The 24,956-nt window shown below is 67.9% G+C and carries 27 protein-coding genes and 1 pseudogene; 9 read left to right on the top strand and 19 right to left on the bottom strand.

The genetic code is table 11. The features are described from left to right. Window positions 1–339 precede the first annotated feature (339 nt). Window positions 340–726 (top strand): endonuclease domain-containing protein, encoded by a 387-nt coding sequence (locus tag AE618_RS13355; protein WP_054209575.1) that lies wholly within the window; start codon window positions 340–342, stop codon window positions 724–726. Further along, window positions 720–2,294, top strand: coding sequence for an aminomethyl-transferring glycine dehydrogenase subunit GcvPB (gene gcvPB / locus AE618_RS13360; RefSeq protein ID WP_054209576.1), 1,575 nt, complete (start codon window positions 720–722; stop codon window positions 2,292–2,294). Before AE618_RS13355 ends, gcvPB begins: the two co-directional genes overlap by 7 nt. A 181-nt stretch (window positions 2,295–2,475) precedes the next feature. Here the strand turns inward: gcvPB and AE618_RS13365 are convergent, their stop codons facing one another. Next, window positions 2,476–2,739: a type II toxin-antitoxin system Phd/YefM family antitoxin gene (locus AE618_RS13365; protein WP_054209577.1), complete on the bottom strand. Its 264-nt coding sequence runs from the start codon at window positions 2,737–2,739 to the stop codon at window positions 2,476–2,478. A 168-nt stretch (window positions 2,740–2,907) separates the two neighbouring features. On the opposite strand from AE618_RS13365, the gene AE618_RS13370 reads away from it, so the two are divergent. Beyond that, window positions 2,908–4,167, top strand: a complete 1,260-nt coding sequence (locus AE618_RS13370) for a L,D-transpeptidase family protein (protein WP_054209578.1) — start codon at window positions 2,908–2,910, stop codon at window positions 4,165–4,167. Window positions 4,168–4,484: 317 nt separating this feature from the next. On the opposite strand, the gene AE618_RS13375 is transcribed toward AE618_RS13370, so the two are convergent. The 10 genes from AE618_RS13375 to AE618_RS13420 all read right to left on the bottom strand — a co-directional run bounded on the left by AE618_RS13375 (window position 4,485) and on the right by AE618_RS13420 (window position 13,166). Beyond that, window positions 4,485–4,961: an ATP F0F1 synthase subunit B gene (locus AE618_RS13375; protein ID WP_054209579.1), complete on the bottom strand. Its 477-nt coding sequence runs from the start codon at window positions 4,959–4,961 to the stop codon at window positions 4,485–4,487. Window positions 4,962–4,972: 11 nt separating this feature from the next. Continuing rightward, complete coding sequence (locus AE618_RS13380) at window positions 4,973–5,587, bottom strand: hypothetical protein (RefSeq protein ID WP_082365244.1); 615 nt, start codon at window positions 5,585–5,587, stop codon at window positions 4,973–4,975. Between the two features lie 89 nt (window positions 5,588–5,676). Continuing rightward, complete coding sequence (locus tag AE618_RS13385; protein WP_043231023.1) at window positions 5,677–5,904, bottom strand: F0F1 ATP synthase subunit C; 228 nt, start codon at window positions 5,902–5,904, stop codon at window positions 5,677–5,679. 62 nt (window positions 5,905–5,966) lie between these two features. Beyond that, a complete protein-coding gene (locus AE618_RS13390) occupies window positions 5,967–6,728 on the bottom strand; it encodes a F0F1 ATP synthase subunit A (protein ID WP_054209580.1) in 762 nt (253 codons plus the stop codon). 46 nt (window positions 6,729–6,774) lie between these two features. Then, window positions 6,775–7,125, bottom strand: coding sequence for an AtpZ/AtpI family protein (locus tag AE618_RS13395; protein WP_197280775.1), 351 nt, complete (start codon window positions 7,123–7,125; stop codon window positions 6,775–6,777). Between the two features lie 464 nt (window positions 7,126–7,589). Continuing rightward, window positions 7,590–7,964: a helix-turn-helix domain-containing protein gene (locus tag AE618_RS13400; RefSeq protein WP_054209597.1), complete on the bottom strand. Its 375-nt coding sequence runs from the start codon at window positions 7,962–7,964 to the stop codon at window positions 7,590–7,592. Window positions 7,965–7,969: 5 nt separating this feature from the next. Continuing rightward, window positions 7,970–8,266 (bottom strand): type II toxin-antitoxin system HigB family toxin, encoded by a 297-nt coding sequence (locus tag AE618_RS13405; protein WP_054209582.1) that lies wholly within the window; start codon window positions 8,264–8,266, stop codon window positions 7,970–7,972. A 97-nt stretch (window positions 8,267–8,363) separates the two neighbouring features. Further along, window positions 8,364–11,819, bottom strand: a complete 3,456-nt coding sequence (locus AE618_RS13410; RefSeq protein WP_054209583.1) for an AAA family ATPase — start codon at window positions 11,817–11,819, stop codon at window positions 8,364–8,366. Between the two features lie 105 nt (window positions 11,820–11,924). Continuing rightward, window positions 11,925–12,545 (bottom strand): DsbA family protein, encoded by a 621-nt coding sequence (locus tag AE618_RS13415; RefSeq protein ID WP_054209584.1) that lies wholly within the window; start codon window positions 12,543–12,545, stop codon window positions 11,925–11,927. 108 nt (window positions 12,546–12,653) lie between these two features. Then, window positions 12,654–13,166 carry a DUF721 domain-containing protein gene (locus tag AE618_RS13420; protein WP_054209598.1) on the bottom strand — a complete coding sequence of 171 codons (513 nt, stop codon included), beginning with the start codon at window positions 13,164–13,166 and terminating at the stop codon, window positions 12,654–12,656. A gap of 141 nt (window positions 13,167–13,307) precedes the next feature. On the opposite strand from AE618_RS13420, the gene AE618_RS13425 reads away from it, so the two are divergent. After that, window positions 13,308–13,889: a hypothetical protein gene (locus tag AE618_RS13425; RefSeq protein ID WP_156330264.1), complete on the top strand. Its 582-nt coding sequence runs from the start codon at window positions 13,308–13,310 to the stop codon at window positions 13,887–13,889. 142 nt (window positions 13,890–14,031) lie between these two features. Next, window positions 14,032–15,099, top strand: coding sequence for an A/G-specific adenine glycosylase (gene mutY, locus AE618_RS13430; protein ID WP_054209586.1), 1,068 nt, complete (start codon window positions 14,032–14,034; stop codon window positions 15,097–15,099). A gap of 26 nt (window positions 15,100–15,125) precedes the next feature. Here the strand turns inward: mutY and AE618_RS13435 are convergent, their stop codons facing one another. The 3 genes from AE618_RS13435 to AE618_RS13445 form a co-directional block, all read right to left on the bottom strand. Next, entirely contained in the window at window positions 15,126–15,857 is a 732-nt protein-coding gene (locus AE618_RS13435) for a peptidoglycan-binding protein (RefSeq protein WP_054209587.1), read from the bottom strand. A gap of 113 nt (window positions 15,858–15,970) precedes the next feature. Beyond that, entirely contained in the window at window positions 15,971–17,155 is a 1,185-nt protein-coding gene (locus AE618_RS13440) for a site-specific DNA-methyltransferase (protein WP_082365246.1), read from the bottom strand. A gap of 298 nt (window positions 17,156–17,453) precedes the next feature. Further along, window positions 17,454–18,065 carry a ribonuclease HII gene (locus tag AE618_RS13445; RefSeq protein WP_054209589.1) on the bottom strand — a complete coding sequence of 204 codons (612 nt, stop codon included), beginning with the start codon at window positions 18,063–18,065 and terminating at the stop codon, window positions 17,454–17,456. Between the two features lie 111 nt (window positions 18,066–18,176). Between AE618_RS13445 and AE618_RS13450 the strand changes: the two genes are divergently transcribed. The 3 genes and pseudogenes from AE618_RS13450 to fusA form a co-directional block, all read left to right on the top strand. Next, entirely contained in the window at window positions 18,177–18,473 is a 297-nt protein-coding gene (locus AE618_RS13450) for a type II toxin-antitoxin system RelE/ParE family toxin (RefSeq protein WP_054209590.1), read from the top strand. A gap of 7 nt (window positions 18,474–18,480) precedes the next feature. Further along, a complete protein-coding gene (locus tag AE618_RS13455) occupies window positions 18,481–18,789 on the top strand; it encodes a HigA family addiction module antitoxin (protein ID WP_054209591.1) in 309 nt (102 codons plus the stop codon). A gap of 164 nt (window positions 18,790–18,953) precedes the next feature. After that, window positions 18,954–19,835, top strand: a pseudogene (gene fusA / locus AE618_RS13460) (elongation factor G); the annotation flags it as partial. Window positions 19,836–19,849: 14 nt separating this feature from the next. Here fusA and AE618_RS13465 read toward each other — a convergent pair. Further along, window positions 19,850–20,971, bottom strand: coding sequence for a PA0069 family radical SAM protein (locus AE618_RS13465; RefSeq protein WP_054209599.1), 1,122 nt, complete (start codon window positions 20,969–20,971; stop codon window positions 19,850–19,852). Window positions 20,972–21,167: 196 nt separating this feature from the next. On the opposite strand from AE618_RS13465, the gene AE618_RS13470 reads away from it, so the two are divergent. Next, on the top strand, window positions 21,168–21,656 hold the full coding sequence (locus tag AE618_RS13470) for a glycosyltransferase family A protein (RefSeq protein WP_054209592.1): 489 nt from the start codon (window positions 21,168–21,170) through the stop codon (window positions 21,654–21,656). Between the two features lie 6 nt (window positions 21,657–21,662). Here the strand turns inward: AE618_RS13470 and AE618_RS13475 are convergent, their stop codons facing one another. The 4 genes from AE618_RS13475 to AE618_RS13490 all read right to left on the bottom strand — a co-directional run bounded on the left by AE618_RS13475 (window position 21,663) and on the right by AE618_RS13490 (window position 24,560). Next, window positions 21,663–22,082: a GFA family protein gene (locus AE618_RS13475; protein WP_054209600.1), complete on the bottom strand. Its 420-nt coding sequence runs from the start codon at window positions 22,080–22,082 to the stop codon at window positions 21,663–21,665. Window positions 22,083–22,290: 208 nt separating this feature from the next. Further along, window positions 22,291–22,665, bottom strand: coding sequence for a VOC family protein (locus AE618_RS13480; protein WP_054209593.1), 375 nt, complete (start codon window positions 22,663–22,665; stop codon window positions 22,291–22,293). Between the two features lie 17 nt (window positions 22,666–22,682). After that, the gene (ypfJ, locus tag AE618_RS13485) at window positions 22,683–23,576 is read right to left on the bottom strand and encodes a KPN_02809 family neutral zinc metallopeptidase (protein WP_054209594.1); all 894 of its coding nucleotides are present in this window, start codon (window positions 23,574–23,576) and stop codon (window positions 22,683–22,685) included. 105 nt (window positions 23,577–23,681) lie between these two features. After that, window positions 23,682–24,560 carry a uracil-DNA glycosylase gene (locus AE618_RS13490; RefSeq protein WP_054209595.1) on the bottom strand — a complete coding sequence of 293 codons (879 nt, stop codon included), beginning with the start codon at window positions 24,558–24,560 and terminating at the stop codon, window positions 23,682–23,684. Window positions 24,561–24,956: the final 396 nt, after the last annotated feature.

Below are 24,956 nucleotides of genomic sequence, written 5' to 3' on the forward strand. Positions count from 1 at the left end.
GGGCGGCGGGGGGGGGGGCGCGTGGGGTTGGTCCGGGGGTTCATTTGTATGGCGGGGGGGTGGTTTTTTTGTTGGGGGGCCCCGCGAAGCGGGGGGGGGGGGGGGGCCCCCGGGGGGCATTTGTTAAAGGCCGTGTGTGGGGGGCGGGCCCCCCCCCCCCCCCCCCCCGGGGGGGGGGGGGGGGGGGGGGGGGGGGGGGCCCCGCAAAGCCAGAGCCCTGTCCTTGATCGTCGCGCCGAGCGGCACTGCCCCCCACCCCAGCCCTCCCCACCGCAAGCGGGGGGAGGGGGTAGGTTGTGCCCGTCAATCGCTGGGTCGCTTTACCGGGGGGGAGCTGTCATGGCCGGCAACCGTAAGGACCCCCGCACGTCGAAGGCGCGCCGCTTGCGCCGGGAGGCAACGCCCGCTGAAAAGCGACTTTGGCTGCACCTGAAAGCAATGGAGCTGCCGGGCGGCCATTTTCGTCGCCAAGCGCCGCTTGGGCCCTATTTCGCCGACTTCGTCCATATTGGCGCGAGGCTGGTGATTGAACTCGATGGCGGTCAGCACGGCCTGCCGACAGCAGCCGAACGTGATGAACGTCGTACCGCCTATCTCGAGTCGGAGGGCTTCCGCGTGCTTCGTTTCTGGAATCACGAACTCAACGACAACCTCGATGGCGTCGTCGAAACGATCTTCCGCGCCATCAATGATCCATCCCAGAAGTCCGGAGTCACCTCATGCTGAACCGTCAGGGACGTCCTACCCAGGGCACCGTGTCCGCCCATGAGCCGCACGCGACCTTCACCGGCAACCGCGCGCTGCAGCAGATCGAGCCGCTGATCTTCGAGATTGGCCGTCTCGAGATGACCGGCGTCGACATCGACGCGCCGGCTCCGTTCAAGAGCCGCCTCGGCAGCCACGCCCGCAAGGCCGAGATCGGCCTGCCCGGCCTCTCCGAGCCCGAGGCGATGCGCCATTATGTGCGCCTCAGCCAGAAGAACTACGGCATCGACACCGGGCTCTTCCCGCTCGGCTCCTGCACGATGAAGCACAATGCCCGCCTCAACGAAAAGACGGCGCGCATGGCGGGCTTCTCCGACGTGCACCCGCTCCAGCCGGTCTCGACCGTGCCCGGCGCGCTCGAGGTCATGCTCGAACTCTCGCATTACCTGATGACGCTGACCGGCATGCCCGCCGTGGCGCTCAGCCCCAAGGCCGGAGCCCATGGCGAGGCCTGCGGCATGATGGCGATCAAGGCCGCCATCGCCGCCAAGGGCGAGGGCGCGACCCGCACCGTCGTCCTGGTCCCCGAATCGGCCCACGGCACCAATCCGGCGACCGCTGCCCTGATCGGGTTCTCGGTGCGCTCGGTGCCCGCCCGCCCGGACGGCACCGTCGCGGTCGAGGACGTCAAGGCGCTGCTCGGCCCCGACATCGCCGCGATCATGCTGACCAACCCCAACACCTGCGGCATCTTCGAGCCGCAGATCGTCGAGATCGCCGCCGCGATGCATGAGGCTGGCGCCTATTTCTACTGCGACGGCGCCAACTTCAACGCGATCGTCGGCAAGGCGCGTCCGGGCGATCTCGGCGTCGATGCCATGCACATCAACCTGCACAAGACCTTCTCGACGCCCCATGGCGGTGGCGGGCCGGGCGCCGGCCCGGTCGTGCTGTCGGAAAGGCTTGCGCCCTTCGCGCCGGTGCCGTTCATCCATGTCGAGGGCGGCACGCCGCGTCTCGTCGAGAACGCCGCCGACGCGCCGCAGGGCAATTCTCCCTTCGGCCGCATGACCGCCTTCCACGGCCAGATGGGCATGTATGTCCGCGCGCTGACCTACATGCTCAGCCATGGCGCCGACGGCATGAAGCAGGCCTCCGAGGATGCGGTCCTGAACGCCAACTACATCCGGGCCGGCCTGTCGGATTTGATGTCGCTGCCCTTCCCGGATCACCCCTCGATGCACGAGGCGCTGTTCGACGACGACTGGCTCAAGGGCACCGGCGTCACCACGCTCGACTTCGCCAAGGCGATGATCGACGAGGGCTATCACCCGATGACGGTGTATTTCCCGCTCGTCGTCCACGGCGCCATGCTGATCGAGCCGACGGAGTCGGAATCGAAGGCCGCGCTCGACCTCTTCATCGCGACACTGCGCGACCTCGCCATGGCCGCCAAGGGCAACGACAAGGAGCGCTTCACGGCCGCCCCCCACCACGCCCCGATCCGCCGCCTCGACGAGACGAGGGCCGCGCGCCAGCCGGTGCTGAAATGGGTGCCGCCGGTGCCGGTGGCGGAAGCGGCGGAGTAGGAGCTGAGTCTGGGGCGATTGACACACTGTCGTCATCCCGGACAAGCGGCGAAAGCCGCGCCGATCCGGGATCCATTCCTGAACCTTTCCGATGAGCGTTCAGGAATGGATCCCGGGTCTCTGTCCGGTCGCCCGGGATGACGGCGCGGCTGTTGACTAGATGTGTCGCGCGACAGTGCCCTCAGAATTCGGTTGTGCGCGGCGGATGATCCAGGCGCTCAAGGTCGATTCCTGAGCCGCGCAGTGGAGAATTCTGGAAAAACGCGCAAAGTGTTCCCCTGCGTTCGACGGGGCGCTTCGATTGAGGAGCGGCAACCACAACCGCGACCGGCTTGCCGTTGCAGGGGATCGTCTGTGGGCCGTCCGCTTCGGCCTTGCGCAGGAGCTCGGAAAAGCGAGCCCGCGCATCGGTCGCCGTCCAGGAACCGGCTTTTGTATCGCTCATGCTGGCCTCCTCTGCGCAAAGAATAGCGCAATCGCTCGTGACAGCGAGAGTGCCAAGCCGCCAGCAACAGTTCGATACCGAAATCCCACTGCGCCTTAAGGCTTCCTTGACCATGCGCGAGGGATGCTTGGCCTCATGCGTCCCTGACGCAGTGTGGGATTGACATCCATGGCCGTGCGTTTCGTCAGATCAACCGTCGCTGCGGCCTTTGCGCTGCTCCTCGGCGCCGTGGCCGCGCGTGCCGATGAGCCGAGCTACGGTCCCAACACCTATGACCGTACGCTCGAGGCGCTGATCGCCCATGAGGACATCGCCAATCGCGGCGGCTGGCCGAAGCTGCCCGGCAGCGTCACCGCGCTGAAGCCCGATGCCCAGGGGCCTGATGTCGCCCTGCTCAAGCAGCGCTTGATGCTGAGCGGCGATCTGCCGCCTGAAGCCCTTCCGGGCGATGTCTATGACGCCAATGTCGTTGCCGCCGTGAAGCGCTTCCAGATCCGTCATGGCCTCTCGGACCTTGGCACCGTCGGCCGCCTGACCCTGAAGGCGATGAACACGCCGGTCGAGATGCGCCTCAACCAGCTCACCGCGACGCTGGAGCGGCTGAAGGGCAACGGCTTCTCCTTCGCCGAGCGCTATGTCGTGGTCAATATTCCCGGCGCCAGCGTCGAGGCGGTCGAGAATGGCCAGGTTCAGCGCCGCCATCTCGCTATCGTCGGGCGTCCCGACCGGCCCTCGCCCGTGCTGCAGGCCAGCATTTCCTCGGTCAACCTCAACCCGACCTGGACGGTGCCGACCTCGATCGTCAAGGCCGACATCATCCCGCATATGCGCAAGGATGCAGGCTTCCTCGCCAAGTCGCATATGCGCCTGCTGGGCGCGGAGAACCGCGAGATCGATCCCGCGACCGTCAACTGGGCCAGCCTGACCTCGCCCTATTTCACGGTGCGGCAGGATCCCGGCCCCGACAATTCGCTCGGCCAGATGAAGATCGACATGCCCAACACCGAGGCGGTCTATCTGCACGACACGCCGAAGAAGTCGCTCTTCCGCAACGATGTCCGCTTCAACTCCTCGGGCTGTGCCCGCATCGAGGGCGTGCGCGACCTCGGCGCCTGGCTGCTGGAGGGCACGGAGTGGACCCTGCCGGCGATCGAGGCGGAGATCGCCAAGGGCGAGCGCAAGAACATCTCCCTGAAGAAGCAGGTGCCGGTCGCCTGGGTCTATCTCACCGGCTGGCAGGGCGCCGATGGCCTGGTCCATTTCCGCGAGGACATCTACGGCCTCGATACGCCGCAGGGCATCGTCACCTCGACGATCCAGCGCCGCAAGCCCAAGCCGAAACCCGTCGTGCCGATCGACGCCAGGCCGATGGCAAAGGGCGAGCCGGCGCCGGCCCCGCGAGCGCCCGCGAAGACCGCCGCGAACTGAGGCGGGACGCGCCTGGAGCGCGCCGGTCGGGGACGAAAACCACCCGTCATTCCGGGGCGCCCGAAGGGTGAGCCCGGAACCCATAGCCTTCAGTTGGGTTCGAGATAACGCGTCACGCGACCCACCCATTCCTGCACGCGCGGTGGATATGGGTTCCGGGCTCTTCGCTGCGCGAAGCCCCGGAATGACGGCGCATTGCCTTTCTTAAAGAGCGTCCGCCAAAGAAAAACGCCGCAGCCAGAAGGCTGCGGCGTTCTAAAAATCAGACTGTCTCAAACCGGAGCGTCAGTCAGCGTCCCCCGAAGCGTCTCCGCGCCTCAGTTCAGCTTCGCCTTCACTTCCGTCAGTCCGGCGGCGAACAGAGCCTCTCCGGTCTTGCTGCCCACCTGGGCGCGGATGATGAGTTCGGCGGCCTTCGTCGCGGCGTCGGCAGCGGCGGCGCGAACCTCGGCCTCGGCCTGGCTCTCCGCGAGAGCGATCTTGTCTTCCGCCGACTTGGTCCGGCGGGTGACGAAATCGTTCAGCTTGGCTTCCGCCTCGGCGGCGAGGCGCTTGGCCTCGTCATTGGCGGCGGCGATGATCGAGGCGGCCTCGGATTCGGCTGCCTTGCGCTTGGCCTCGTATTCCGCCAGCAGCTTTTCGGCCTCGACGCGCAGACGGCGCGCCTCGGCGAGCTCCTGCGCGACCTTTTCGCCGCGCGAATCGAGCGCGGTGACGATGGCCTTCGGCACGCCGAAATAGGCGAGGATGCCGATGAAGATGAAGAAGGCGACGCCGACCCAGAAGGTATCCATTGATGTTCTCCTCAGCCGCGCGCCAGAACCTGGTCGACCGCCTCGGACGCCTCGCTGGCGCTCGGGGCCTGGCCGGTCAGCTTGGTGACGATCGCGATGGCGACCTCGCTGCCGAGTCCGGCCACATTCGTCATGGCGCTCGTCTTGGTCGTGGCGATCGTGGCCTCGGCCTGGGCGAGCTTGGCCGAAAGCTCGGCCTCGACGGCGTGGCGGCGCTCGTCCGACGCCTTGGCGCCGGCATCGCGCGAGGCCTGGGCGATGGCCTGCGCGTTCTTGCGGGCCTCTGTCAGGGCGCTCTCATAGGCCTTGGCCGTGTCCTCGGCCTTGGCCTGCATCTGCGCGGCATTGTCGAGGTCGCGCGAGATCGTCGCGGCGCGCTCCTCGAGGATCGCTCCGACGCGGGGCAGGGCGACCGTCGACATCAGCCAGTAGAGCGCCCCAAAGGTGATGGCGAGCCAGAACAGCTGACCCGAGAAGGTCGCGACGTCGAAGGGCGGGAAGGCGGCCTTTTCGCCGCTCAGCGGCGTCGCGGCAGCGGCGGCTCCCACCAGAAGCGTGGCGGGCAGGACCGATGCGACGAGGCCGGCCCATCCGTGCCTGACGAACCGTGAAGATCGAACCGGCATGGGCTGCCTTTCAGCGGAAGGAAAAGAAGGCCGCGCCCGACCCCGTGAAGGGGCGATCGGGCGCGACGGGAAGCAGGTGGTCGAACGCGTCAGACCACGAAGAGCAGGACGAGCGCCACGACGAAGGCGAAGATGCCCAGGCCTTCGGCGAGCGCCGCGCCGATGAAGGCGCGCGGGAACTGGCCGTCGGCGGCCGAGGGGTTGCGCAGGGCGCCCGAGAGGAAGTTGCCGAAGATGGTGCCGACGCCGATGGCGGCGAGGCCCATGCCGAGCGAGGCGAGGCCAGCGCCGATGTACTTGGCTGCAACGGGATCCATGGTCTTTCTCCAGTGTGAAAAGGCTAAAAGGCGGGTTGGATGGTCTCGCGAACTCTGCTGGCTCAGTGGCCGGGGTGCAGAGCGTCGTTGAGATAGACGCAGGTCAGGATCGCGAAGACATAGGCCTGCAGGAAGGCGACGAGGAATTCGAGAGCGGTCAGCGCGACCGCCAGCAGCAGCGGCAGCGGCGCGATGATCGTGGCGGCGCCACCAGCGGCCAGCAGCGCGACGACGAAGCCGCCGAACACCTTGAGCGCGATATGCCCCGCGAGCATGTTGCCGAACAGACGCAAGGACAGCGAGATCGGCCGCGAGACGAAGGAGACCGCCTCGATCAGCACCATGAACGGCAAAAGCCAGCCCGGCACGCCTGACGGCACGAACAGGCCGAAGAAATGGCTGCCATGCTTGACGATGCCGTAGACCAGCACGGTGCCGATCACCAGGAAGGCGAAGGCGGCGGTGACGATGATGTGGCTGGTCACCGTGAAGGAGCCCGGGATCATGCCCAGCATGTTGCCGGCCAGCACGAACATGAACAGCGAGAAGACGAGCGGGAAGAACACCATCCCCTGCTTGCCCATCACGCCCGTGACGGTGGAGGCGACGAACTCGTAGATCATCTCGGCGAGCGACTGCAGCCGGCCCGGCACGACCGAACGCTGGCTCGAGCCATAGATCATGATGATCGAGATCACGGCCACGACCAGGACCATGAGCAGCGAGGCATTGGTGAAGGACAGGTTGAGTCCGAACGGGCGCAGCGCCACGATCGGGTGGATTTCGAATTGGTGGATCGGATCGATTCCGCCGCCAGCCGCCATGTCTCTCCAGCCCCTTGTCGTGCGGCCCACAGGCCGCCAGCCTCGGTCAGTCCTTCGGTGCGCCGTCCTTCGACCCGGAGGTCGGACGCGAACCGAGCCGATAGACGGAACGCAGCCCAGCCATGGCGCCGATCACCAGGAAGATGATCAGCAGGAACGGAGACGTTCCAAGCCACCGGTCTGCGAGGACCCCGATCAGGGCGCCTGCGATGATGCCGCCTGCGAGATCCGTCGCGGCGCGAAAGCCTGAAGACATGGCACCTGCGAGGGCCCCGTCCGGTCCAGCCTGGCTCGCGCCCGGCTTTTCGTTCTTGTCCGCCTGCCCGAGGGCAGTCTTCAAAGAACCCAGTCTTGCGCGCAACTCCGAGTCTGAAGCGTTTTTGTCGGGTTCGGACATGGCAGCAGCTCCTTGTACGATCGTGAAATGGCCACGATCCCCCAAAAAACCACACGATCCCTGTTCGAGCCCGCGCATCGAGCCGTCGTCAGCACGGCCTCCTTTATTGCCCGTCCCCGATGCTGTCAAGGCAGGCGAATGTGACCTAACGCATTGGAATAGCTATAAATTCGGGGCAAGTGCGACATTCTTGCCGCATTGCGAAGACGATTGTGGCGCTTTTTCAGCCGCTGGTAGCGGTTTCGCCTGATCGCAAGGCCGGTGACACCGCGGAAAATCGGTAGGTCTGCCGGCCGTGCGTCGCTGGAGGAGGAGGCGAGGGCGGGGCCGTGATGGAGCGAGCCCTGCGAGATCGGGCCGCGCGGTCGGCCGGCGGATGCCGCCGCTGAGGTAACCGGCCACATCGGAGAGCGGAATGCCGCAGCTCCCATCGGCCTTGGGGACGAGTGCGCAGGCGAAGGGCGTCATATGGCCAGATGATACGGGCTCACCAGCGCTTCGGCCGGGATGCGCCATTCCCTGTTGAGTTTGAACACCATATCCATCGTCAGCGCTCGTTTGCGGTTGAGCACCTCCGAGGCTCGCGGTTTCGAACCGAGAAGGGTGGCGAGATCGCCCTGGCTCAAGCCTTGAATAGCCATCCACTGCTTGATCATCTCTACAGGGTCCGGCGCGGTGATGGGGTAGTGGGCGTCCTCATAGGCCTTGAGAAGATTGGCCAGCACGTCGAAGCGCTCGGCCTCGGGCGTGCCCAGGGCCGGTTCATTGTCGAAGTACTGCTCGATCTCTTTGAGCGCCCAGTCGTAATCCGCCTCGTTGCGGATAGCTCGAATGTCCATCTGCATCACACGGTCCCCGCATCGATCTTGTCGTACTCGGCATGCGTTCCCACGAATTTGATGAGCGCACGTTTGTAAGCGTAGGCGAAATGAACGATCAGCCGGTACTTGTTGCCGCCGATGTCGAAGATCGCCCGGTTATCGCCAACGAAGTCCACTGCTGTTCCAAAACGCTCTTTGACGTCTGCCGGGCGAGTCCAGTTGGCCTTGTCGGCGATCGCGTACCACGCGCGTAGGGGCGTTTCGGCCTGGGGCTCACGCTCCCAGAACGTCTTCAGCGTGCGACGAGCGATCACGTTCATGCATCGAATATAGTGAATTCCCATTTCGGGAACAAGTATGTCGGACGAGGCGGGAGTTTATTGTCATGGATCGGTCCCGACAGAACCCCGCGCCGGCTCAGACCGCCTCGCGGATGCGCTCGGCCGTGGCGAGATCGACCGAGACCATCTGGCTGACGCCCCGTTCGGCCATGGTGACCCCGAAAAGCCGGTCCATCCGCGCCATGGTGATCGGGTTGTGGGTGATCAGGATGAAGCGCGTCTGGGTGTCGCGCGCCATCTCGTCGAGCAGGTCGCAATAGCGCTCGACATTGGCGTCGTCGAGCGGCGCGTCGACCTCGTCGAGCACGCAGATCGGCGAGGGATTGGTCAGGAACACCGCGAAGATCAGCGCGGTCGCGGTCAGGGCCTGCTCGCCGCCGGAGAGCAGCGTCATCACCTGCGGCTTCTTGCCGGGCGGGCGGGCGAAGATCTCGAGCCCCGCATCGAGCGGGTCCTCGGCATCGACCAGCTTCAGTTCCGCCGTTCCGCCGCCGAACAGCACCGAAAACAAGCGCTGGAACTGCCCGTTGACGATCTCGAAGGCGGCCAGCAGCCGCTCGCGCCCCTCGCGGTTGAGCGCACCGATCGCCTGCCGCAAACGGCGGATGGCCTCGCTGAGATCGTCGCGCTCGGCCGTCAGCCCCTCGCGCTTGGCCTTGATCTCGGTCAGTTCGTCCTCGGCCCGCAGATTGACCGCGCCCAGCCGCTCGCGCTCGGCCTTGAGGCCCGCCAGGCGGCGCTCGACGCCGTCCTGATCCGGCGGGGTCTCGCCGACTTTCAGCCCGGCCAGGGCGCCGAGCTTGTCGAGGCTGGTTTCCAGGCCATCCTCGATCTGTCTGGTCACATCGGCGACGCGCTGCCGGGCCGCCTCCAGCTTGGCCTCGGCCGCGGCCCGGACCTCGCGGGCGCCCGACAGCCCTTCGAGCGCGATCCGCGCCTGCCGGTCGGCCTCGGCCAGTGCCGCCTCGCCGAGTGCCAGCCGGTCCGCCGCCTCGCGCCGCTGCGTCTCCGCGCTCTCGATTTCGGCGACGAGACTGCGGCGCTGCGTCAGGAAGGTGTCGGGCGCTTCCAGCAGTGCCTTCTGCTCGGCATCCACCGTCTCGATCCGGCGGCGCGTCTCTTCGGCGGTCTGGCCGCTCGTGGCGGCGCGCTCGCGCCAGGCCTTGACGTCGGCCGCGATGGCCGAGCGGCGGCTCGCCCGCAGCTCCGCCTCGCGCGACAGGGTCTGCACCCGCGCCCGGGCATCGGACGCCGCGATGCGCTGTTCGCCGAGCGCGACGCGCGCCTTCAGCAAGGTGCTCTCCAGCTCGACTGAGGGCGGCAGCGCGGCGACCGACTGCTCCTGTGTCGAGGCCTGCGCAGCGGCCTCCGCGATGGTCTGGCCGAGCCGGCCGATCGCCTCCGTCAGGGCCGAGCGCCTTGCTGCGACCTCGCTTGCCTTGCGTTCGGCCGCGGCGAACTGCTCGCGCGCCTGGTCGAGCAGGCGCCGTGCCTGGCGGGCGGCATCGAGCGCCGTCGCCTCGGCCTGCGCCGCCGTTTTCGCGTCCCTGGCCGCCAGATCGAGCGCCTCGCGGGCGGCTTCGGCGGCTTCCTGCGCGCCTTGCGCCTCGCGTTCGAGATCGCCGAGCCGGTTCTTCTCGGCGAGCCGCCGGGCGGCGGGCGAGGGCGCTTCGGCCGCGCCGGTGAACCCGTCCCAGCGCCAGATGTCGCCCTCACGCGAAACCAGCCGCTGTCCGGGCTTCAGCGCATCGCGCAGGCGCGGGCCGTCGCCACGCGCCACGACGCCGATCTGCGCGAGGCGCCGCTTCAGCGCGTCGGGCCCCCGCACATGCGCGGCGAGCGGCTCGGCTCCCTCCGGCAGGGCGGGGTCGCCCGCGCCCGGCCCGGTATCGCGCCAATGGCTCGGTGCCGCGAGATCGGTCGCAGCATCGAGATCGTCACCGAGCGCCGCGCCGAGCGCGATCTCGAACCCCTTGGCGACCGCGATCGAATCGAGGATGGCCGGCCAGCGCCCGCCGCTCGCTGGCGCCAGCAGCTTCTGCAGGGTCCGGATCTCGGTCTCCAGCCGCTGCGCCCTGCGGTCGGCCTCCGCCAGCGGCGCGCGCAGCTGCGTCTCGCGTTCGCGGGCAGCCGCAAGTGCCGAGCGTGCGGCCGCCGCAGCCGCATCGCTCTCGCGCATCGCGGTCTCGGCGCTCACGACGGCGCCGCGCAAGCCTTCGAGCGGCACGGCCGCGCTGCTGGCATCGAGCGCCGCCTGGTCGCGCAGCAGGCGTTCGCGCTCCGAGGCTGCGCGGGCCTCGCGCTCCCTGGTCTCGCGCAGCGCCCGTTCGAGCGCGCCGCGCCTGGCACCGAGCTCGGACAAGGCGGCTTGCGCGGCGGTATGGCTAGCCTCCGCCGTCGCGAGTGCAGCTTCTGCCTCCGCCAGCGCGGCTGCGGCTGTCCGTGCCCCCTCCGTCGCGCCTTCGCCGTCGCGCGCCAGCGCCGCGTCCTCGTCAGCCAGCCTGGTCAGGCTTTCGGTGGCGTCGCGCGCCACGCTCTCCTGCCGGGCGAGATCGCCTTGCAACTCCGCCAGCCGCCGGCCGAGCTCCTCGGCCCGCTGCCTGGCGCGCCGGTTCTCGGCTTCGAGCTCGTCGAGCCCGCGCTTGAGCCGCACCAGCCCGGCAGCCGCCGAGGCCTCGCCCTCGCGCAGCGCCGGCAGTTCGTGCGCGGCCACGGCCTGCCGTTTGGCGGCTTCCGCCTGGATGCCGGTCTGGTCGGCGACCCCCGTCAGCGCCGCCTCCAGCGCCCGTTGCGCGTCCACCTCCTGCGTCCGCGCCTCGTGGTGCGCGATCAGCGCCAGCGTCGCCTCGGCGCGGCGGATGTCGGAGGCGAGGCTGCGATAGCGCGAGGCCTGCCGCGCCTGGCGCTGCAGCGCCTCGATCTGCTGGTCGATCTCGCCGAGCACGTCTTCGAGCCGGGTCAGGTTCTCCTCGGCGCCCTTCAGCCGCAATTCGGCCTCGTGGCGGCGGCTGTGGAGGCCTGCGATGCCCGCCGCGTCTTCCAGGATGCGCCGGCGCGATTGCGGCTTGGCCGAGATGATCTCGGCGATCTGCCCCTGCCGCACCAGCGCCGGCGAACGCGCGCCCGTCGCCGCGTCGGCGAAGAGCAGCTGCACGTCCCGCGCCCGCACTTCCTTGCCGTTGACGCGATAGGTCGAGCCCTCCTCGCGCTCGATCCGGCGCGTGACTTCGAGGACGTCAGTCTCGTTGAAGGCGGCGGGCGCCCGCCGGTCGGTGTTGTCGAGGGTCAGCGCGACCTCGGCCATGTTGCGGCCAGGGCGCTCGTTGGAGCCGGCGAAGATGACGTCGTCCATCCCCGAGCCGCGCATGTTCTTGAACGAGCTTTCGCCCATCACCCAGCGCAGCGCTTCGACGAGGTTGGATTTGCCGCAGCCATTGGGGCCGACGACGCCGGTCAGCCCGGGCTCGATCAGGAACTCCGTCGGCTCGACGAAGGTCTTGAAGCCGGTGAGTTTCAGGCGCGTCAGATGCATCGACGCGCCCGCTCAGTCTCGAATTCAGCCGTCATCCCGGATCGGCGCCGCTGACGCGGCTTGTCCGGGATGACGCGGAGGTTGGATCGACGGAGGCAGCCGTCTTCAGCCCGCCAGAAGCGGCTCCAGGATCTTGTCGAATTCGGCGATCGAGAGCGCACCTGAACGCTTCTGCCCGTTGATGAAGAAGGTCGGCGTGGAATCGACGCCCGCCTTGGCTCCACGATCCTTCACGGCTGTGACGGCGTCATAGATATCCTGCCTTTTCAAGCAGGATTCAAACGAATCCTGTGTGAAACCGGCCTGCTTGACCATGGCGGACAACGCATCCACCGGCTTGTCGGTAAAGGCCCAGACCTTCTGCTGGGCGAAGAGCAGGTCGGTCATCGCGACGTATTTGTCGTTGCCGTTGCAGCGCGCCAGCATGAAGCCCGCCGTCGCCAGCGGATCGAGCGGGAATTCGCGCAGCGTGAAGCGCACCTTGCCGGTGTCGATGTACTTCGCCTTCAGCGCCGGCCAGGTGTCCTTGTGAAAGGCCGCGCAATGGCCGCAGGTCAGCGAGGCGTATTCGATGATCGTGACCTTGGCGTTCTCCGGGCCGAGCCAGACATCGCCGAGCGGGCCGGGAGAGGCGAGGTCGGCCTGGGCCTGCGCGGCGGGCGAGCCCAGCATCGCGGCGGCCGCGAGGCCGGCAGTGGCCGTCAAAAGCTGTCGCCTGTTCGTCATGTTACTCGTCCCTGGAAATGCAGTGGCTGGAAGTCGCAAATCGCTCGCCGGGACCATAGAGGCCGCAACGATTGTGGCAAGATCGTCACCGCTCGCTGTTGCGCCCGCTCACAAAGCCGTGTCGATGGCCCCGCGCTTCGCATTCTGAACGATCGTCTTCTGCGCGACATGGCGCCCGAGCCGCTCCAGCGAGGCGCGCAAGGCCGGATCGGAGACGCCCGCGACCTGCTGCCCGACCCGCGCCGCGATGGCGGGATCGAGCGGCGGCAGGGCGCGCTTGGGCAGGGCTGCCTCGACAGGCCCCTGCTTCAGCACGAGCTTGCCGACGGCTCGCCAGCCCAGATGCGTGTTGACCCGTTCCAGCACGATCGGCGCGAGCTGCTGCATCTCCAGCGCAAAGGCGCTCTCGACCCGCACGACCATGGTCGCGGGCTCCGCCGTCTCGCCCGGCGCCGGGCGGCGGCGCGGCCAGTCGATCTTCAGCGGCCGCGTGCGCAGCGCCAGCCGCTCCCCGACGATCTCCGGCCAGAGCGAGACGATCGCGCGGCCAGCAAAGCCCTGCGCCGCCAGCGCGGGCGCGAGCAGATCGTCGATCAGGTCGGCAAGGGGTTTCACGGCCATGCGCCATTGTGGGCGCGCCACGATCCGCCCGCAAGCCTGCGGGCGGATCGGCGGCATCCTCGGGCTCGCCGGATTGTCCGAGCGTGATTGTGCGCCGGCGGAGGGGGTCTTAAATGGCTGCGGCTGGCTTGGGGACAGACGATGCGCTGGGTTGTGGCGGCAGTGGCCGCGTTCATCGGGTGGGGTGGCGAGGCCGCCGCGGTCGAGTTTCTCCAGAAGGGTGTCGTGCTGGCGATCGGCGGACCGATCCGCAATGGCGATCAATATCTGCTGCGCGACTATCTCGCCCGGCCGGAAGCCGGCCAGATCAAACTCGTCTATCTCAGCAGCACCGGCGGCTTCATCTTTCCGGCGAACGAGATGGCCCGGACGATCCGTGAGAAGGGCTATGCCACGGTGGTCGATGCGGCTCGCGGCCAGTGCAGCAGTGCCTGCACCGGGCTGTTCGTCGCCGGCACGCGACGCTACTACCTGAACGCCGGTTTCGCCGACGGCGACGCCAAGCAGCGGGGCGGCCTGGGCTTTCACGCCGGCAGCTCGGTCGGGCAGGCGGGGCGTGACTATTCCGGGCCCGGCACCGCCGCCATGATCAATATGTACTATGAGATGGGGGTGCCCGGCGCGGCCTCCTTGATGACGGGCTCCGAGTTCAGGGGCGTCCATCGGCTCTCCGGCAAGACGGCCCTCGCGCTGGGCATCGCGACCAACCTGTCGCTGCCATGACGACCCAGCGCTGCGGGCTGGCCCGGCTCTGACGAGGACCGGGGGAGCAGCCGGGCTGAACGATCGTCACCTCGTCGATGTTGCTCGCCCAGTCCCGGCGGGCTCGGCTTGCCCCGCCCGGCGAAGCGCTTAAAGAACGGCCATGCTCCCCTCCGCCGCCGATCTCCTCGCCTGGTATGACCGACATCGCCGTGTCCTGCCCTGGCGCGTTCTGGCGGGCGAGAGGCCCGACGCGTACCGCGTCTGGGCTTCCGAGATCATGCTGCAGCAGACCACGATCGCGGCGGTGAAGCCCTATTACGAGCGCTTCATGGCGCGCTTTCCGACGGTGGCCGCGCTCGCCGCCGCGCCCTCGGAGGAGGTGATGCAGGCCTGGGCCGGGCTCGGCTACTATTCGCGTGCCCGCAATCTCCATGCCTGCGCGATGGCCGTCGTCGCCGAGCATGGCGGCCGCTTTCCCGACACCGAGGAGGGCCTGCGCAGCCTGCCGGGCATCGGTGCCTATACGGCCGGCGCGGTCGCCGCCATCGCCTTCGACCGGCCGGCCGCCGCGGTGGACGGCAATGTCGAGCGGGTGATGACGCGGCTCTTCGCGATCGAGGATCTGCTGCCGGGCGCGCGGCCGCTGGTCCGTGACCGGGTGCTGGCGCTGATGCCGCACGACCGGCCGGGCGATTTCGCGCAAGGCTTGATGGATCTCGGCGCCACCATCTGCACGCCGCGCAACCCGGCCTGTGGCCTGTGCCCCTGGCGCGAGCCCTGCCTCGCCCGCATCGCCGGCACGCAGGAGAGTTTTCCCCGCAAGGCCAAGAAGAAGGCCGGCGCCACCCGCTATGGCGCGGCCTTCGTGCTGACCCGGACGGACGGCGCGGTGCTGCTGCGGACGCGCCCGCCGAAGGGGCTGCTCGGCGGCATGGCCGAGGTGCCGACGAGCGAATGGCGCGCCGATTACGAGCTCGACGGCGCTGCGCAGGATGCGCCGGTGGTCACCCGCTGGCGCCAGCTGGCGCCGCCGGTGCGGCACGTCTTCACGCATTTCCCGCTGGAGCTGACGGTGTTTGCCGCGAAGGCTCCCGCCGGCATGCAGGCCCCGCCGGGCATGCGCTTCACAGCCGCCGGGCGCCTCGGCGAGGAACCGTTCTCGAGCGTGATGCTCAAGGTGCTGGAGACGGCCGGCGCCTATGGCATGACGCCAAAAACGCGGGACTGATCTGCGGACGACGGCTTGCCGTGAGCCTACAGCTTCTCGAACACGCGATAGGTCATCGTCGGCAGCTCGACGGCCCATTTCGCATAGCCCTTGGAGTATTTCTTGCCGCGACGCGGCGCCCATGGGTCGTAGATGCGTAATGTGGTGCCGAGCCCGTCGCCCTCGCCGTCGCCACGCATGCCGACCACGACGATCATATGGCCGGGGCTGCCGCGCCCCTCGGTGTAGTCGCTGACGTTCCAGAGCATATCGAACATGATCGGGCCGTGCGACAGCGCCTGCTTCAGCTTGTCGACCGACCAGGATTGCGGCGCATTGCAGCGCAGGCCGTGGATCTTGCCGTAGATCGTGCCGGTGACGATGGCCTGGTCGCTGCCCGAGGAGTTTCGAAGGCCGCCATTGGGCGCGATCATGTCCGGCGGCGTCTTGGCGATGACGATCGGCACCGTCGAATTCGTCATCATCGCGGTCGAGGCCGCCCAGCAGGTCGTCCGGGTCGGCTGCGGGATGAAGGACGGCTTGTGCAGGATCGGCGTGAAGGCTTCCGTGTCGTAGAGGCAGGCTTGCGTGGCAGCTCCCGCCTCGCCATCCTCGACCAGCCAGTTCTTTTGCTGGAACGTCGTGACCGCGCTCCGCGTCAGATTGCCGAAGCGGCCGTCCGGCACGAGCGGGGGCTTGGGCTTCAGCTTGGCGTTCAGCGCTTCCTGGAGCTTCTTGACCTCCGGCCCTGTCGAGCCGACCTTGAGGATCGTCACCATCGCCGCCTCCGTGCCAGACCCCTGTCTAGACGGAGACACCGATAGGTCGGCGCGGCAGGCGCGACGTCATGTGAACGAAGGATGGGCGCCCGAATCGAGGCCGATGGCAGCCCTCAGGCCGCCGCCATCTGTGCCCGGATCTCGCTCCGCAGCGTGTCGAGCAGCATCAGCCCGCCCGCCCGCTCGACATGCCAGAAGGTCCAGCCATTGCAGCTCGGCAGGCCCTGCGCCAGCGCGCCGACCTTGTGGATCGAGCCCACCGCCGGCCCCAGCACCAGCGTGCCGTCGGCGCGGATCACCGCGGTGTGGCGGCGCTTCTCGTCGGTGACGGTCTCGCCCGCCTTCACCAGCCCGGCCTCGACCAGGGACAGGAACGGCACGCGCGGCTCGCTGCGCTTGGAGGGCGCGATCGCGAAGGCCTCCGGCGGCAGCGGCGTGATCGCGTCGATGCGCTTGCGGGCGGCATCGGCATAGGTCGCGTCGCGCTCGCAGCCGATGAAATGCCGGCCGAGCGCCTTTGCCACCGCGCCCGTCGTGCCGGTGCCGAAGAACGGATCGAGGATCACGTCGCCGGGATTGCTGGCCGAGAGCATGACGCGGGCGAGCAGGGCTTCCGGCTTCTGCGTCGGATGCACCTTGGCGCCGCTGCCGTCCTTCAGGCGCTCCTCGCCGGTGCAGAGCGGCAGATACCAGTCCGAGCGCATCTGCAGGTCGTCATTGCCGCCCTTCAGAGCCTCGTAGTGGAAGGTGTATTTGGAACTCTCGCCGCGCGCCGCCCAGATCAGCGTCTCGTGGGCATTGGTGAAGCGCCGGCCGCGGAAATTCGGCATCGGGTTGGCCTTGCGCCAGACGATGTCGTTCAGCATCCAGAAGCCGAGATCCTGCAGGATCGAGCCGACGCGGAAGATATTGTGGTAGCTGCCGATCACCCACAGCGCGCCGTCGGGCTTCAGCACGCGGCGGCATTCGCCCAGCCAGGCGCGGGTGAAGGCGTCGTATTCGGCGAAGGACGAGAACTTGTCCCAATCGTCGTCGACGGCATCGACGAGGCTGTCGTCGGGCCGGCGCAGATCGCCACCGAGCTGGAGATTATAGGGCGGGTCGGCGAAGACAAGATCGACGCTGGCCGCCGGCAGGCGCTCCATCGCACTGATGCAGTCGCCGACGAGGATCTGGTCGAGCGGGAGTTCGAGCGGAACGCTCGCAGGCTTCAATCGTGACTGCAGCGCGGGCCGTCCGGTACGCGGAACCTGAATCCGGACGGCGGCGCTGGTTGTCTCGGCACGCAAAATACCCATGACGCCCCAAGACCGTTACGCATCTTCAACAGTCGCGATATTGGCCAGTCAGGGTAAAAGCCGGGTTTCCAAGTTGAAAAAAATGCGTGCCATTCTGGGGCTGCAGATTTTGCCCAGCCCCTTGGCGGATAAGGCGAATTCCTAAGGGGAGGTTAATGGTGCGCAGCTTCCGCGACGTCATGCTCGGGCGCAGACCCGAGCATCTCATGCAAGAGATTCTCGGGTCTGCGCGGCGTTCATCCTTGGGCCGATCAGCGATCGGACCCGAGGGCTTCGCCCGAGAATGACGCGTCGTGGATCACCGCCGCCAGACACCCTTCACCGGCGCGAAGGAGTAACGGTGCTCGGGGCAGGGACCGTGCGCGTGAAGCGCGGCCCGATGCTGCGGCGTGCCGTAGCCGGCATGGGCGGAGAAGCCATAGGCCGGATAACGCTGGCACAGCCGCGCCATCATCGCGTCGCGCGTCACCTTGGCGACGATGGAGGCGGCCGCGATCGAGGCGATCTGCGCATCGCCGCCTATGATTGATTCGCAGGAACAGGCCAGCACGGGCGGATCATTGCCGTCGACGAGCACGCTGAGCGGCTGGACCGCCAGCGCCGCCACCGCCCGGCGCATCGCCAGCAGCGTCGCCTGCCGGATGTTGATGGTGTCGATCTCGACGGCGGTGGCGCTGGCGACGCCGATCGCCAGGGCCGATTGCGCGATGATGGCAAACAGCTCCTCGCGCCGCGCCGCGCTCAGCTTCTTCGAATCGTCGAGCCCGTCGGGCACCGCCTCCGGATCGAGGATGACGGCGGCCGCCACCACAGGCCCGGCCAGCGGCCCGCGCCCGACCTCGTCGATCCCCGCCATAGGCCAGAGCCCTTTGGAGATGGCATGCGTCTCGCGCTGGAAATGGGCGGTCATGGGCGGGGCTTATGCCGCAGAGACGGCGTGCGCAACAGGGGCGTAGGCCCTGCCATCACCGCGTTGAGAAATGACCCGTGGTATGGTACATGTTCTCAGTCGGGGAATGGCATGATCGTCAGTTTTCGGGATGACTGGCTGCGCGCCTTCTTCGTCGAGGATGTCCACGCGAAACAGATTCCGCCCGACATCGAGGCGCGCCTGTTCCGCAAACTGCAGATGATCGACGATGCCGTCACCGATTCTGATCTGCGCGTGCCGCCGAGCAACCATTTCGAGAAACTGCGGGGCGCGCTGGATGGGCTGCACAGCATCCGGGTCAACCAGCAGTGGCGACTGATCTTTGCCTGGGACGGGCACCGCGGCGAGGCGCGCGGCTTGTATCTCGACGACCACAGCTATCGATAGGTTGGCCATGCTGACGACGAAACGCAAACCCGCCACGGTCGGCGACATCCTGGTCGAGGAGTTCATGCGGCCGCTGGGGCTGACGCAGATCCGGCTGGCGCAGGCGATGGGCGTGCCGCGCAAGCACGTCAACGAACTCTGCCGGGATCGCAGGGGCCTCACAGTCGCGACCGCACTGATCCTGGCGCGCGTCTTCGGCAACTCCGCCGAATTCTGGCTCAATGTGCAGCGACGGACCGATCTCTGGGAGACACTGCATTCGCCCGAGGAACGCGCCCGTATCGACCGGGCGCGGCCGCTGGAGGTCGCGGCTTGATCGTAGACGCCGTGAGCGAGTCTCGCCGAACAGCCTCAAATCACACCTTGTCTCTCTCCGACTTGAGAAACAGGTCGCTGCGCAACTCAGTCGTGGCGCGATGAACTGTCGCTGAACTAGCCGTGTGAGACATCTTGGCAATGCAGGACGTAATTTCCACTCTCCAGCCTATCATCGTGATCGCGATCGAGCCGAAGTCCAAGGCTGAAGAGGCGAAGCTGACCCTCGAACTGGCGAGACTCGCCGACCAGGATTCGTCCGTGCGCGTCTCGAAGGATCCCGAATCGGGCCAGACGGTGCTTGGTGGCCGGAGCGAGGCTCACCTCGACGGTGTGATCCAAGCGTTGAGGGATCGATACGGCCCGCTCTTCAACATCGGCGCGCCGCAGGTGGCCTATCGCGAGACGCTGACGAAGAAGGTCGAGATCGACTACACCCACAAGAAGCAGACCGGCGGTACGGGCCAGTTCGCCCGCGTCAAGCTGGTGGTCGAGCCCAACGAGACGGGCAAGGGTTTCGCGTTCGAGTCGAAGGTCGTCGGCGGTACGGTTCCGAAGGAATACATCCCCGGCGTCGAAAAGGGGCTCAACTCGGTCATCGGTTCGGGCGTCATCGCCGGCTTCCCCGTGGTCGATGTCAAGGTGACGCTGATCGACGGCGCCTTCGACGAAGTCGACTCGTCGGCTCTGGCCTTCGAAATCGCCTCGCGGGCTGCTCTGCGCGAAGGTCTGCAGAAGGGCGGCTCCGTGCTGCTCGAGCCGATCATGAAGGTCGAAGTCGTGACCCCGGAAGACTACACGGGTTCGGTCATCGGCGATCTGAACTCGCGTCGCGCCCGCCTCATAGCCTGCCAGAGCCGGGAAGCAGCCCACGTCATCGACGCGACGGTGCCGCTCTCTTGCCTGTTCGGCTACGCCAACCAGCTACGCGCCCTAACGCAGGGGCTTGCCACCTTCACGACGCGCTTCTTCCGCTACGACATCGTTCCTTCCATGCATGACGGCGGCGAGCCCCCTCCGGCCGTTGCCGCCGCTTTGCGCGCCTGACGACGCACTGCCCCTCAAAACAAACTCAGCTGCGCCTTCTCCTTCTCCGGCTTCACGAACAAATCGCTGCGCAGCCTGGTCCTTGCCCCGTTGAAGCCGTAGCGCTCGGCCGCCATCTCGAATCGCCGGCCGATCATCCAGGCATAGGGGCCAGAGCCGACCATGCGCTGGCCCCAGTTCGCGTCGTAATCCTTGCCGTCGCGGGTCGAGCGGATCAGCGAGACGACATGGCGCAGCTTGTCGGGATGGTGGGTCAGGAGCCAGTCCTGGACCAGATCCTTCACCTCCAGCGGCAGGCGCAGCAGCACATAGCCCGCCTCGCGCGCACCGGCCGCCTTCGCAGCATCCAGGATGCGCTCGATCTCGTGCTCGTTGATCGCCGGGATGATCGGCGCGACCAGGACGGTGACGGGGATCCCGGCATCCGACAGCGCCTTGATGGTCTCCAGCCTTTTGGCCGGCGAGGCGGCGCGTGGCTCCATGCCGCGCGCGACCTTCGGGTCGAGCGTCGTCACGGAGATCGCGACCTTGGCCAGCCCCTTGGCCGCCATCCGCGCGAGGATGTCGATGTCGCGCTGCACCAGCGCCGATTTCGTCACGATGCCGACCGGGTGGTTGAAGCGCTCCAGCACCTCGAGGATGCCGCGCATGATCCGCAGCTTCTTTTCGATCGGCTGGTAGGCGTCGGTGTTGGTGCCGATCGCGATGGTACGCGGCTGGTAGGAGGCGGCCGACAGCTCCTTTTCCAGCAGGATCGCGGCATCGGGCTTGGCCGTCAGCTTGCTCTCGAAATCGAGCCCCGGCGACAGGCCGAGATAGGCATGGGTCGGCCGCGCGAAGCAGTAGACGCAGCCATGCTCGCAACCGCGATAGGGGTTGATCGAACGGTCGAACGAGATGTCGGGCGAATCGTTCTTCGTGATGATCGTGCGGGCCTTCTCGATCGAGACCTCGGTCTTGAAGGCCGGCAATTCGCCCAGCGAACCCCAGCCGTCATCCTCGCAGACACGCTGCTCGGCCTCGAAGCGCCCGCCCGGATTGATCGTCGCCCCGCGCCCGCGCCGCCGCTCCGGGTCGATGCGATGGCCGGCATAGGCCAGGGGCTCGACCGGCGCGACACGCGCCGACACCGACATCGGCGCGCCGTCATGCCGTTTCAGCGGCTGGGCCGGAATCGGCCGCGATGAGGCTCTGACTTGGCTCATGGCGTTGAACCATTCCTGAAAATCGCCGGGAATCGACGATATCTGTGATCTTCAATGTGAACATATAGAGAACAAATTGCAAGTGACAGGATTGCGACATGCTGCGCTGCGCCATAAGGATTTGCGTATGCTCACTGCGGTCATACGCGTCGCTGGCTCGGCTGAAGCGCTGGCCGCGACCTTCTCGGTTCTCATTCCAGCCGTCGCCGAGGGCTTCCTCGGCCATGCCGTGGTGATCGACACGCGCAGTGAAGCCGATGTCGAGCGCCTCGCCGATGCGACCGGTGCGAGCTATCTGCGCGCTGGCGGCGCGGAAGGCTGGCATCTCGGCGCGGCCCAGGCGCGCGGCGACTGGCTGTTGCTGCTCGAATCCGGCGACGTCCCGCAGGCGCACTGGGCCCAGGCCGTGGAGCGCCATCTCATCCTCTCGCCCGATGCGCCCGGCCTGATCCCGCTGCGCGGCGTCGCGGGCTCGCTGCGCGAGCGCGCCGCTGTCTCCTTCGGCCCGCGGCGCCTGCGTCCGGGGCTGATCGTTCCCAAGGGCCATGTCCTTGGCGGTCGCCTCGAGGCGCAGCCGAAGCGGCTCTCGGTCAGGCGCGAGCGCCTCGGCGACTGAGCGCGCCTACGGGTTCGCCGGCGGCCGGATGCCGTCATCCCGGCGGTTGCGCCGATGCTGCTCGGCGCCGTTCTGCGGAGCGAGCCACGGCTCGCGGCGGATCGTCCAGAGTTCATAGAGCGGCAGCAAGGCGCTGGGCGCATTGTCCAGCGTGCCGAGCTTGATCTCGATCTCGTCTGAATCCTCGCTCCAGCAGAACAGCGAGGAGCCGCATCCCGGGCAGAACCGGTCGCCCCCCGCCTGGCTCTGCCAGCAGCTCAGCTCGCCCGACAGCGTCGCGCCGGCCTTGGGCCAGATGCCGAAGAAGGAAAAAGCCGAACCGGAGTGCTTCCGGCAGGCCTCGCAATGGCAGATGCCGACGCGCACGGGTTCGCCGGAGAGTTCGTAGCGGACCTGCCCGCAATTGCAGCCACCGGACAGTTTCATTTTGACCTCGCGCGTTTGCGGGCTTTCGCCGCCGGGGAGCGGCAGACCAACGGCGCCCGGTCGGGGCAGGTTCCAGAGCCCGTTCCAGGGCCGCATGCCGATGGCAGATGCCGGTTTGCGAGCCATCCGGGATGGCGGGAAGGTCCGCTTCCCTTCGGGCCGATCGGACCGAAAGGAGATATCTCCGGAGCGGCAGGTGCGGGATGCGCTACTTCGTCGGCTGTGAGCGCGCGCTGAGCTTGTTGCCGTCGGGATCGCGAAGATAGGCGACGAACGCCCCGTTCGGGCGCTCGCCGGGTGGGCTCTCGATCGCGGTCCCGCCATGCGTGGTGCCGGCCTTATGCCAGGCGAAAACATGGTCGGGGCTCGCAGCGGCGATACCGATCGTCCCGCCATTGGCCGCGGTCGCAGGATTGCCGTCGATTGGCTTGGTGATCATCAGCCGACCGCCCTTGTGGAGATAGATCAGCCTGCCTCTCGCATCGATCTCGCCAGGCTCGCCTCCCAGCGCGGCGAAAGTCGCGTCGTAGAAACCCTTGGCCCGCTCCAGGTCGTTGCTGCCGATCATGACGTGCGTGAACATGCCTTTATCTCCTCACCCTAGAGCTGCTGCGCCTTGAACGTGTCGCAGCTTTGCATGGAGCCGCTCTTCAGGCCGGTGTTGAACCAGCGCTGGCGCTGGGCCGAGGAGCCATGCGTGAAGGAATCGGGCACGACCTCGCCGCGCGAGGCCTTCTGCAGCATGTCGTCGCCGATCGCGGCGGCGGTGCGCATCGCTTCCTCGACATCGCTCTGGTCGATTCGCCCCATCGCCTGGATGTTGTGCGCCCAGACGCCGGCGAAGCAGTCGGCCTGCAGTTCGATCCGCACCGAGATCTCGTTGGAGCGCCGCTCGTCCGAGCGCTCGCGCAGCTCGTTGGCCTTCGGCAGGATGCCGATCAGGTTCTGGATGTGGTGGCCGACCTCGTGCCCGATGACATAGGCATAGGCGAAGTCGCCGCCGCCGCCGAGCTTGCGCTGCATCTCCTGGAAGAAGGAGGTGTCGAGATAGACGCGCTTGTCGGGCGGGCAGTAGAACGGCCCCATCGCCGACTGCGCCCGGCCGCAGGCCGAGCTGGTGGTGCGGTTGAACAGCACCAGACGCGGCTGCTCGTAGCGCTTGTTGGCCTGCTGCGGCAGCAGCTTCGACCAGACATCCTCGTTCTGGGCCAGAACGGCCGAGACGAAGCGGCCCATCTCGTCGGCGGGCGGCCCGGCCGAGCGGCGGGTTTCCTGCGTCGGCTCCTGGCGCCCGCCGATGCCGCCGATCAGCTCGGCGCCCCCGATCAGCAGGCGCGGATCGATGCCGAGCGCCCAGCCGACCAGGCCGAGCACGACCATGGTGCCGATGCCCAGGCCTCCGCGCCCGCCGGGAACGCCGGCGAAATCGCCGCCACCGCCGCCGCCGCGCCGGTCCTCGACATTCTCGGACTGGCGATAATCTTCCCACTGCATGGCGTCGGGTCCTCAGCTCAGATGTCGTGCAATCTCGGGGAGAGACGATTGGAACTCAAGCGCTGCTAGCGACAGGGAATACGAACGCATGATGTCGATATCGGTTCAGGGCGCCGCGTCGAGCGCCGCCTTCAGCGCCCGCATGTCGCGCCAGGCGAGGCGCTTCTGCAATGGCTGACGCAGCAGATAGGCCGGGTGCAGCGTCGCCATGGCGCGGATGCGTCGCGCCCCGGTGTCGTACTCCAGCCATTTGCCGCGCGAGGCCAGAATGCCGGTCAGGCCCAGCAGCCCCTGCGCCGAGGGGCCGCCAACGCAGACCAGGATATCCGGGTCGGCGAGCTGGATCTGGCGCTGGATGAAGGGCAGGCAGATCGAAACCTCCTGGGGCGTCGGCGTGCGGTTGCCGGGCGGCCGCCAGGGCAGCAGGTTGGCGATGTAGACATCGCTCTGGCGGTTGAGCCCGATCGCAGCCAGCATCCGGTCGAGCAACTGGCCGGAGCGTCCGACGAAGGGCAGGCCGACACGGTCCTCGTCGGCACCCGGCGCCTCGCCGACGATCATCACGCGGGCTTCGGGGTTGCCGTCGGCGAAGACGAGGTTCTTGGCCGTCGCCTTCAGCGCGCAGCCCTCGAATCGTGCCAGTGCCTCCTTCAGATCGTTGAGCGTCGCAGCCTCCGCCGCCAGGACCTTCGCGCTGATCGCAGCGTCGTCGGGCGCGGTCGCGGCGGCGGCGTTGGAGCGCGCGGCCACGGCCGGCGCCTGTCCCGGGCGCGGCGGCAGCGTCGGACGCGGGCGCGGCGCGTTGCCCACGGACGGCCCGGTGCCGATCCGGTCATGCGTCAAAGCGGCCGGCGCAGATGCGGCCTGTGCGTCCGAGGCCTGGGCGAAATGGTCGTGCGTTGCCTCGTCCAGCGCCTCGGTGATGCCCATCTCGGCATACCAGGCGACGAGCTCGGCGGGTTCGGGCGCTGCGGTCAGGGACATCGTGCCCCTGTCTACCACGCCTGCATGGCACTTCGCGAGCCGGTATCGGAGCTATCGCTCCGGCATTTCGGCGCCGTCGCCGCCGATTCCCTCCCCCCGCTTGCGGTGGGGAGGGTTAGGGTGGGGGGCCGCAAAGCCGGAGCTCCATCCGTCGTCGTCTCGCCGAGCGGCACTGGGCCCCCCCCCCCCCCCCCCCCCCCCCCCCCGGGGGGGGGGGGGGGGGGGGGGGGGCCCCCGCCCCCCCCCCCCCCCCCCCCCCCGCCCCCCCCCCCGCCCCCCCCCCCCCGCGCCGCGAGACCCCCCAGCACCGGACGGCCCCCGCCCGCCGATCCCGCCCGGCGGGGGGGGGCGGCGGCGGCGGGGCAAAGGGGGGCGCTGCTGTGCTAGGCCTTGATC

Source organism: Allobosea vaviloviae (genome assembly GCF_001298265.1).
GTDB classification, from domain to species: Bacteria; Pseudomonadota; Alphaproteobacteria; order Rhizobiales; family Beijerinckiaceae; genus Allobosea; species Allobosea vaviloviae_B.

Coding starts and splice junctions, on each gene's coding strand:
- ypfJ (WP_054209594.1), bottom strand. CDS start 23,576: ATGCAGTGGGAAGATTATCGCCAGTCCGAGAATGTCGAGGACCGGCGC.
- AE618_RS13490 (WP_054209595.1), bottom strand. CDS start 24,560: ATGTCCCTGACCGCAGCGCCCGAACCCGCCGAGCTCGTCGCCTGGTAT.
- AE618_RS13440 (WP_082365246.1), bottom strand. CDS start 17,155: ATGGGTATTTTGCGTGCCGAGACAACCAGCGCCGCCGTCCGGATTCAG.
- AE618_RS13385 (WP_043231023.1), bottom strand. CDS start 5,904: ATGGATCCCGTTGCAGCCAAGTACATCGGCGCTGGCCTCGCCTCGCTC.
- AE618_RS13410 (WP_054209583.1), bottom strand. CDS start 11,819: ATGCATCTGACGCGCCTGAAACTCACCGGCTTCAAGACCTTCGTCGAG.
- AE618_RS13355 (WP_054209575.1), top strand. CDS start 340: ATGGCCGGCAACCGTAAGGACCCCCGCACGTCGAAGGCGCGCCGCTTG.
- AE618_RS13400 (WP_054209597.1), bottom strand. CDS start 7,964: ATGGACATTCGAGCTATCCGCAACGAGGCGGATTACGACTGGGCGCTC.
- AE618_RS13390 (WP_054209580.1), bottom strand. CDS start 6,728: ATGGCGGCTGGCGGCGGAATCGATCCGATCCACCAATTCGAAATCCAC.
- AE618_RS13415 (WP_054209584.1), bottom strand. CDS start 12,545: ATGACGAACAGGCGACAGCTTTTGACGGCCACTGCCGGCCTCGCGGCC.
- AE618_RS13480 (WP_054209593.1), bottom strand. CDS start 22,665: ATGTTCACGCACGTCATGATCGGCAGCAACGACCTGGAGCGGGCCAAG.
- AE618_RS13475 (WP_054209600.1), bottom strand. CDS start 22,082: ATGAAACTGTCCGGTGGCTGCAATTGCGGGCAGGTCCGCTACGAACTC.
- AE618_RS13370 (WP_054209578.1), top strand. CDS start 2,908: ATGGCCGTGCGTTTCGTCAGATCAACCGTCGCTGCGGCCTTTGCGCTG.
- AE618_RS13380 (WP_082365244.1), bottom strand. CDS start 5,587: ATGCCGGTTCGATCTTCACGGTTCGTCAGGCACGGATGGGCCGGCCTC.
- AE618_RS13450 (WP_054209590.1), top strand. CDS start 18,177: ATGATCGTCAGTTTTCGGGATGACTGGCTGCGCGCCTTCTTCGTCGAG.
- AE618_RS13425 (WP_156330264.1), top strand. CDS start 13,308: ATGCGCTGGGTTGTGGCGGCAGTGGCCGCGTTCATCGGGTGGGGTGGC.
- AE618_RS13470 (WP_054209592.1), top strand. CDS start 21,168: ATGCTCACTGCGGTCATACGCGTCGCTGGCTCGGCTGAAGCGCTGGCC.
- AE618_RS13405 (WP_054209582.1), bottom strand. CDS start 8,266: ATGAACGTGATCGCTCGTCGCACGCTGAAGACGTTCTGGGAGCGTGAG.
- AE618_RS13420 (WP_054209598.1), bottom strand. CDS start 13,166: ATGGCCGTGAAACCCCTTGCCGACCTGATCGACGATCTGCTCGCGCCC.
- AE618_RS13365 (WP_054209577.1), bottom strand. CDS start 2,739: ATGAGCGATACAAAAGCCGGTTCCTGGACGGCGACCGATGCGCGGGCT.
- AE618_RS13465 (WP_054209599.1), bottom strand. CDS start 20,971: ATGTCGGTGTCGGCGCGTGTCGCGCCGGTCGAGCCCCTGGCCTATGCC.
- gcvPB (WP_054209576.1), top strand. CDS start 720: ATGCTGAACCGTCAGGGACGTCCTACCCAGGGCACCGTGTCCGCCCAT.
- AE618_RS13395 (WP_197280775.1), bottom strand. CDS start 7,125: ATGTCCGAACCCGACAAAAACGCTTCAGACTCGGAGTTGCGCGCAAGA.
- AE618_RS13445 (WP_054209589.1), bottom strand. CDS start 18,065: ATGACCGCCCATTTCCAGCGCGAGACGCATGCCATCTCCAAAGGGCTC.
- AE618_RS13455 (WP_054209591.1), top strand. CDS start 18,481: ATGCTGACGACGAAACGCAAACCCGCCACGGTCGGCGACATCCTGGTC.
- mutY (WP_054209586.1), top strand. CDS start 14,032: ATGCTCCCCTCCGCCGCCGATCTCCTCGCCTGGTATGACCGACATCGC.
- AE618_RS13375 (WP_054209579.1), bottom strand. CDS start 4,961: ATGGATACCTTCTGGGTCGGCGTCGCCTTCTTCATCTTCATCGGCATC.
- AE618_RS13435 (WP_054209587.1), bottom strand. CDS start 15,857: ATGGTGACGATCCTCAAGGTCGGCTCGACAGGGCCGGAGGTCAAGAAG.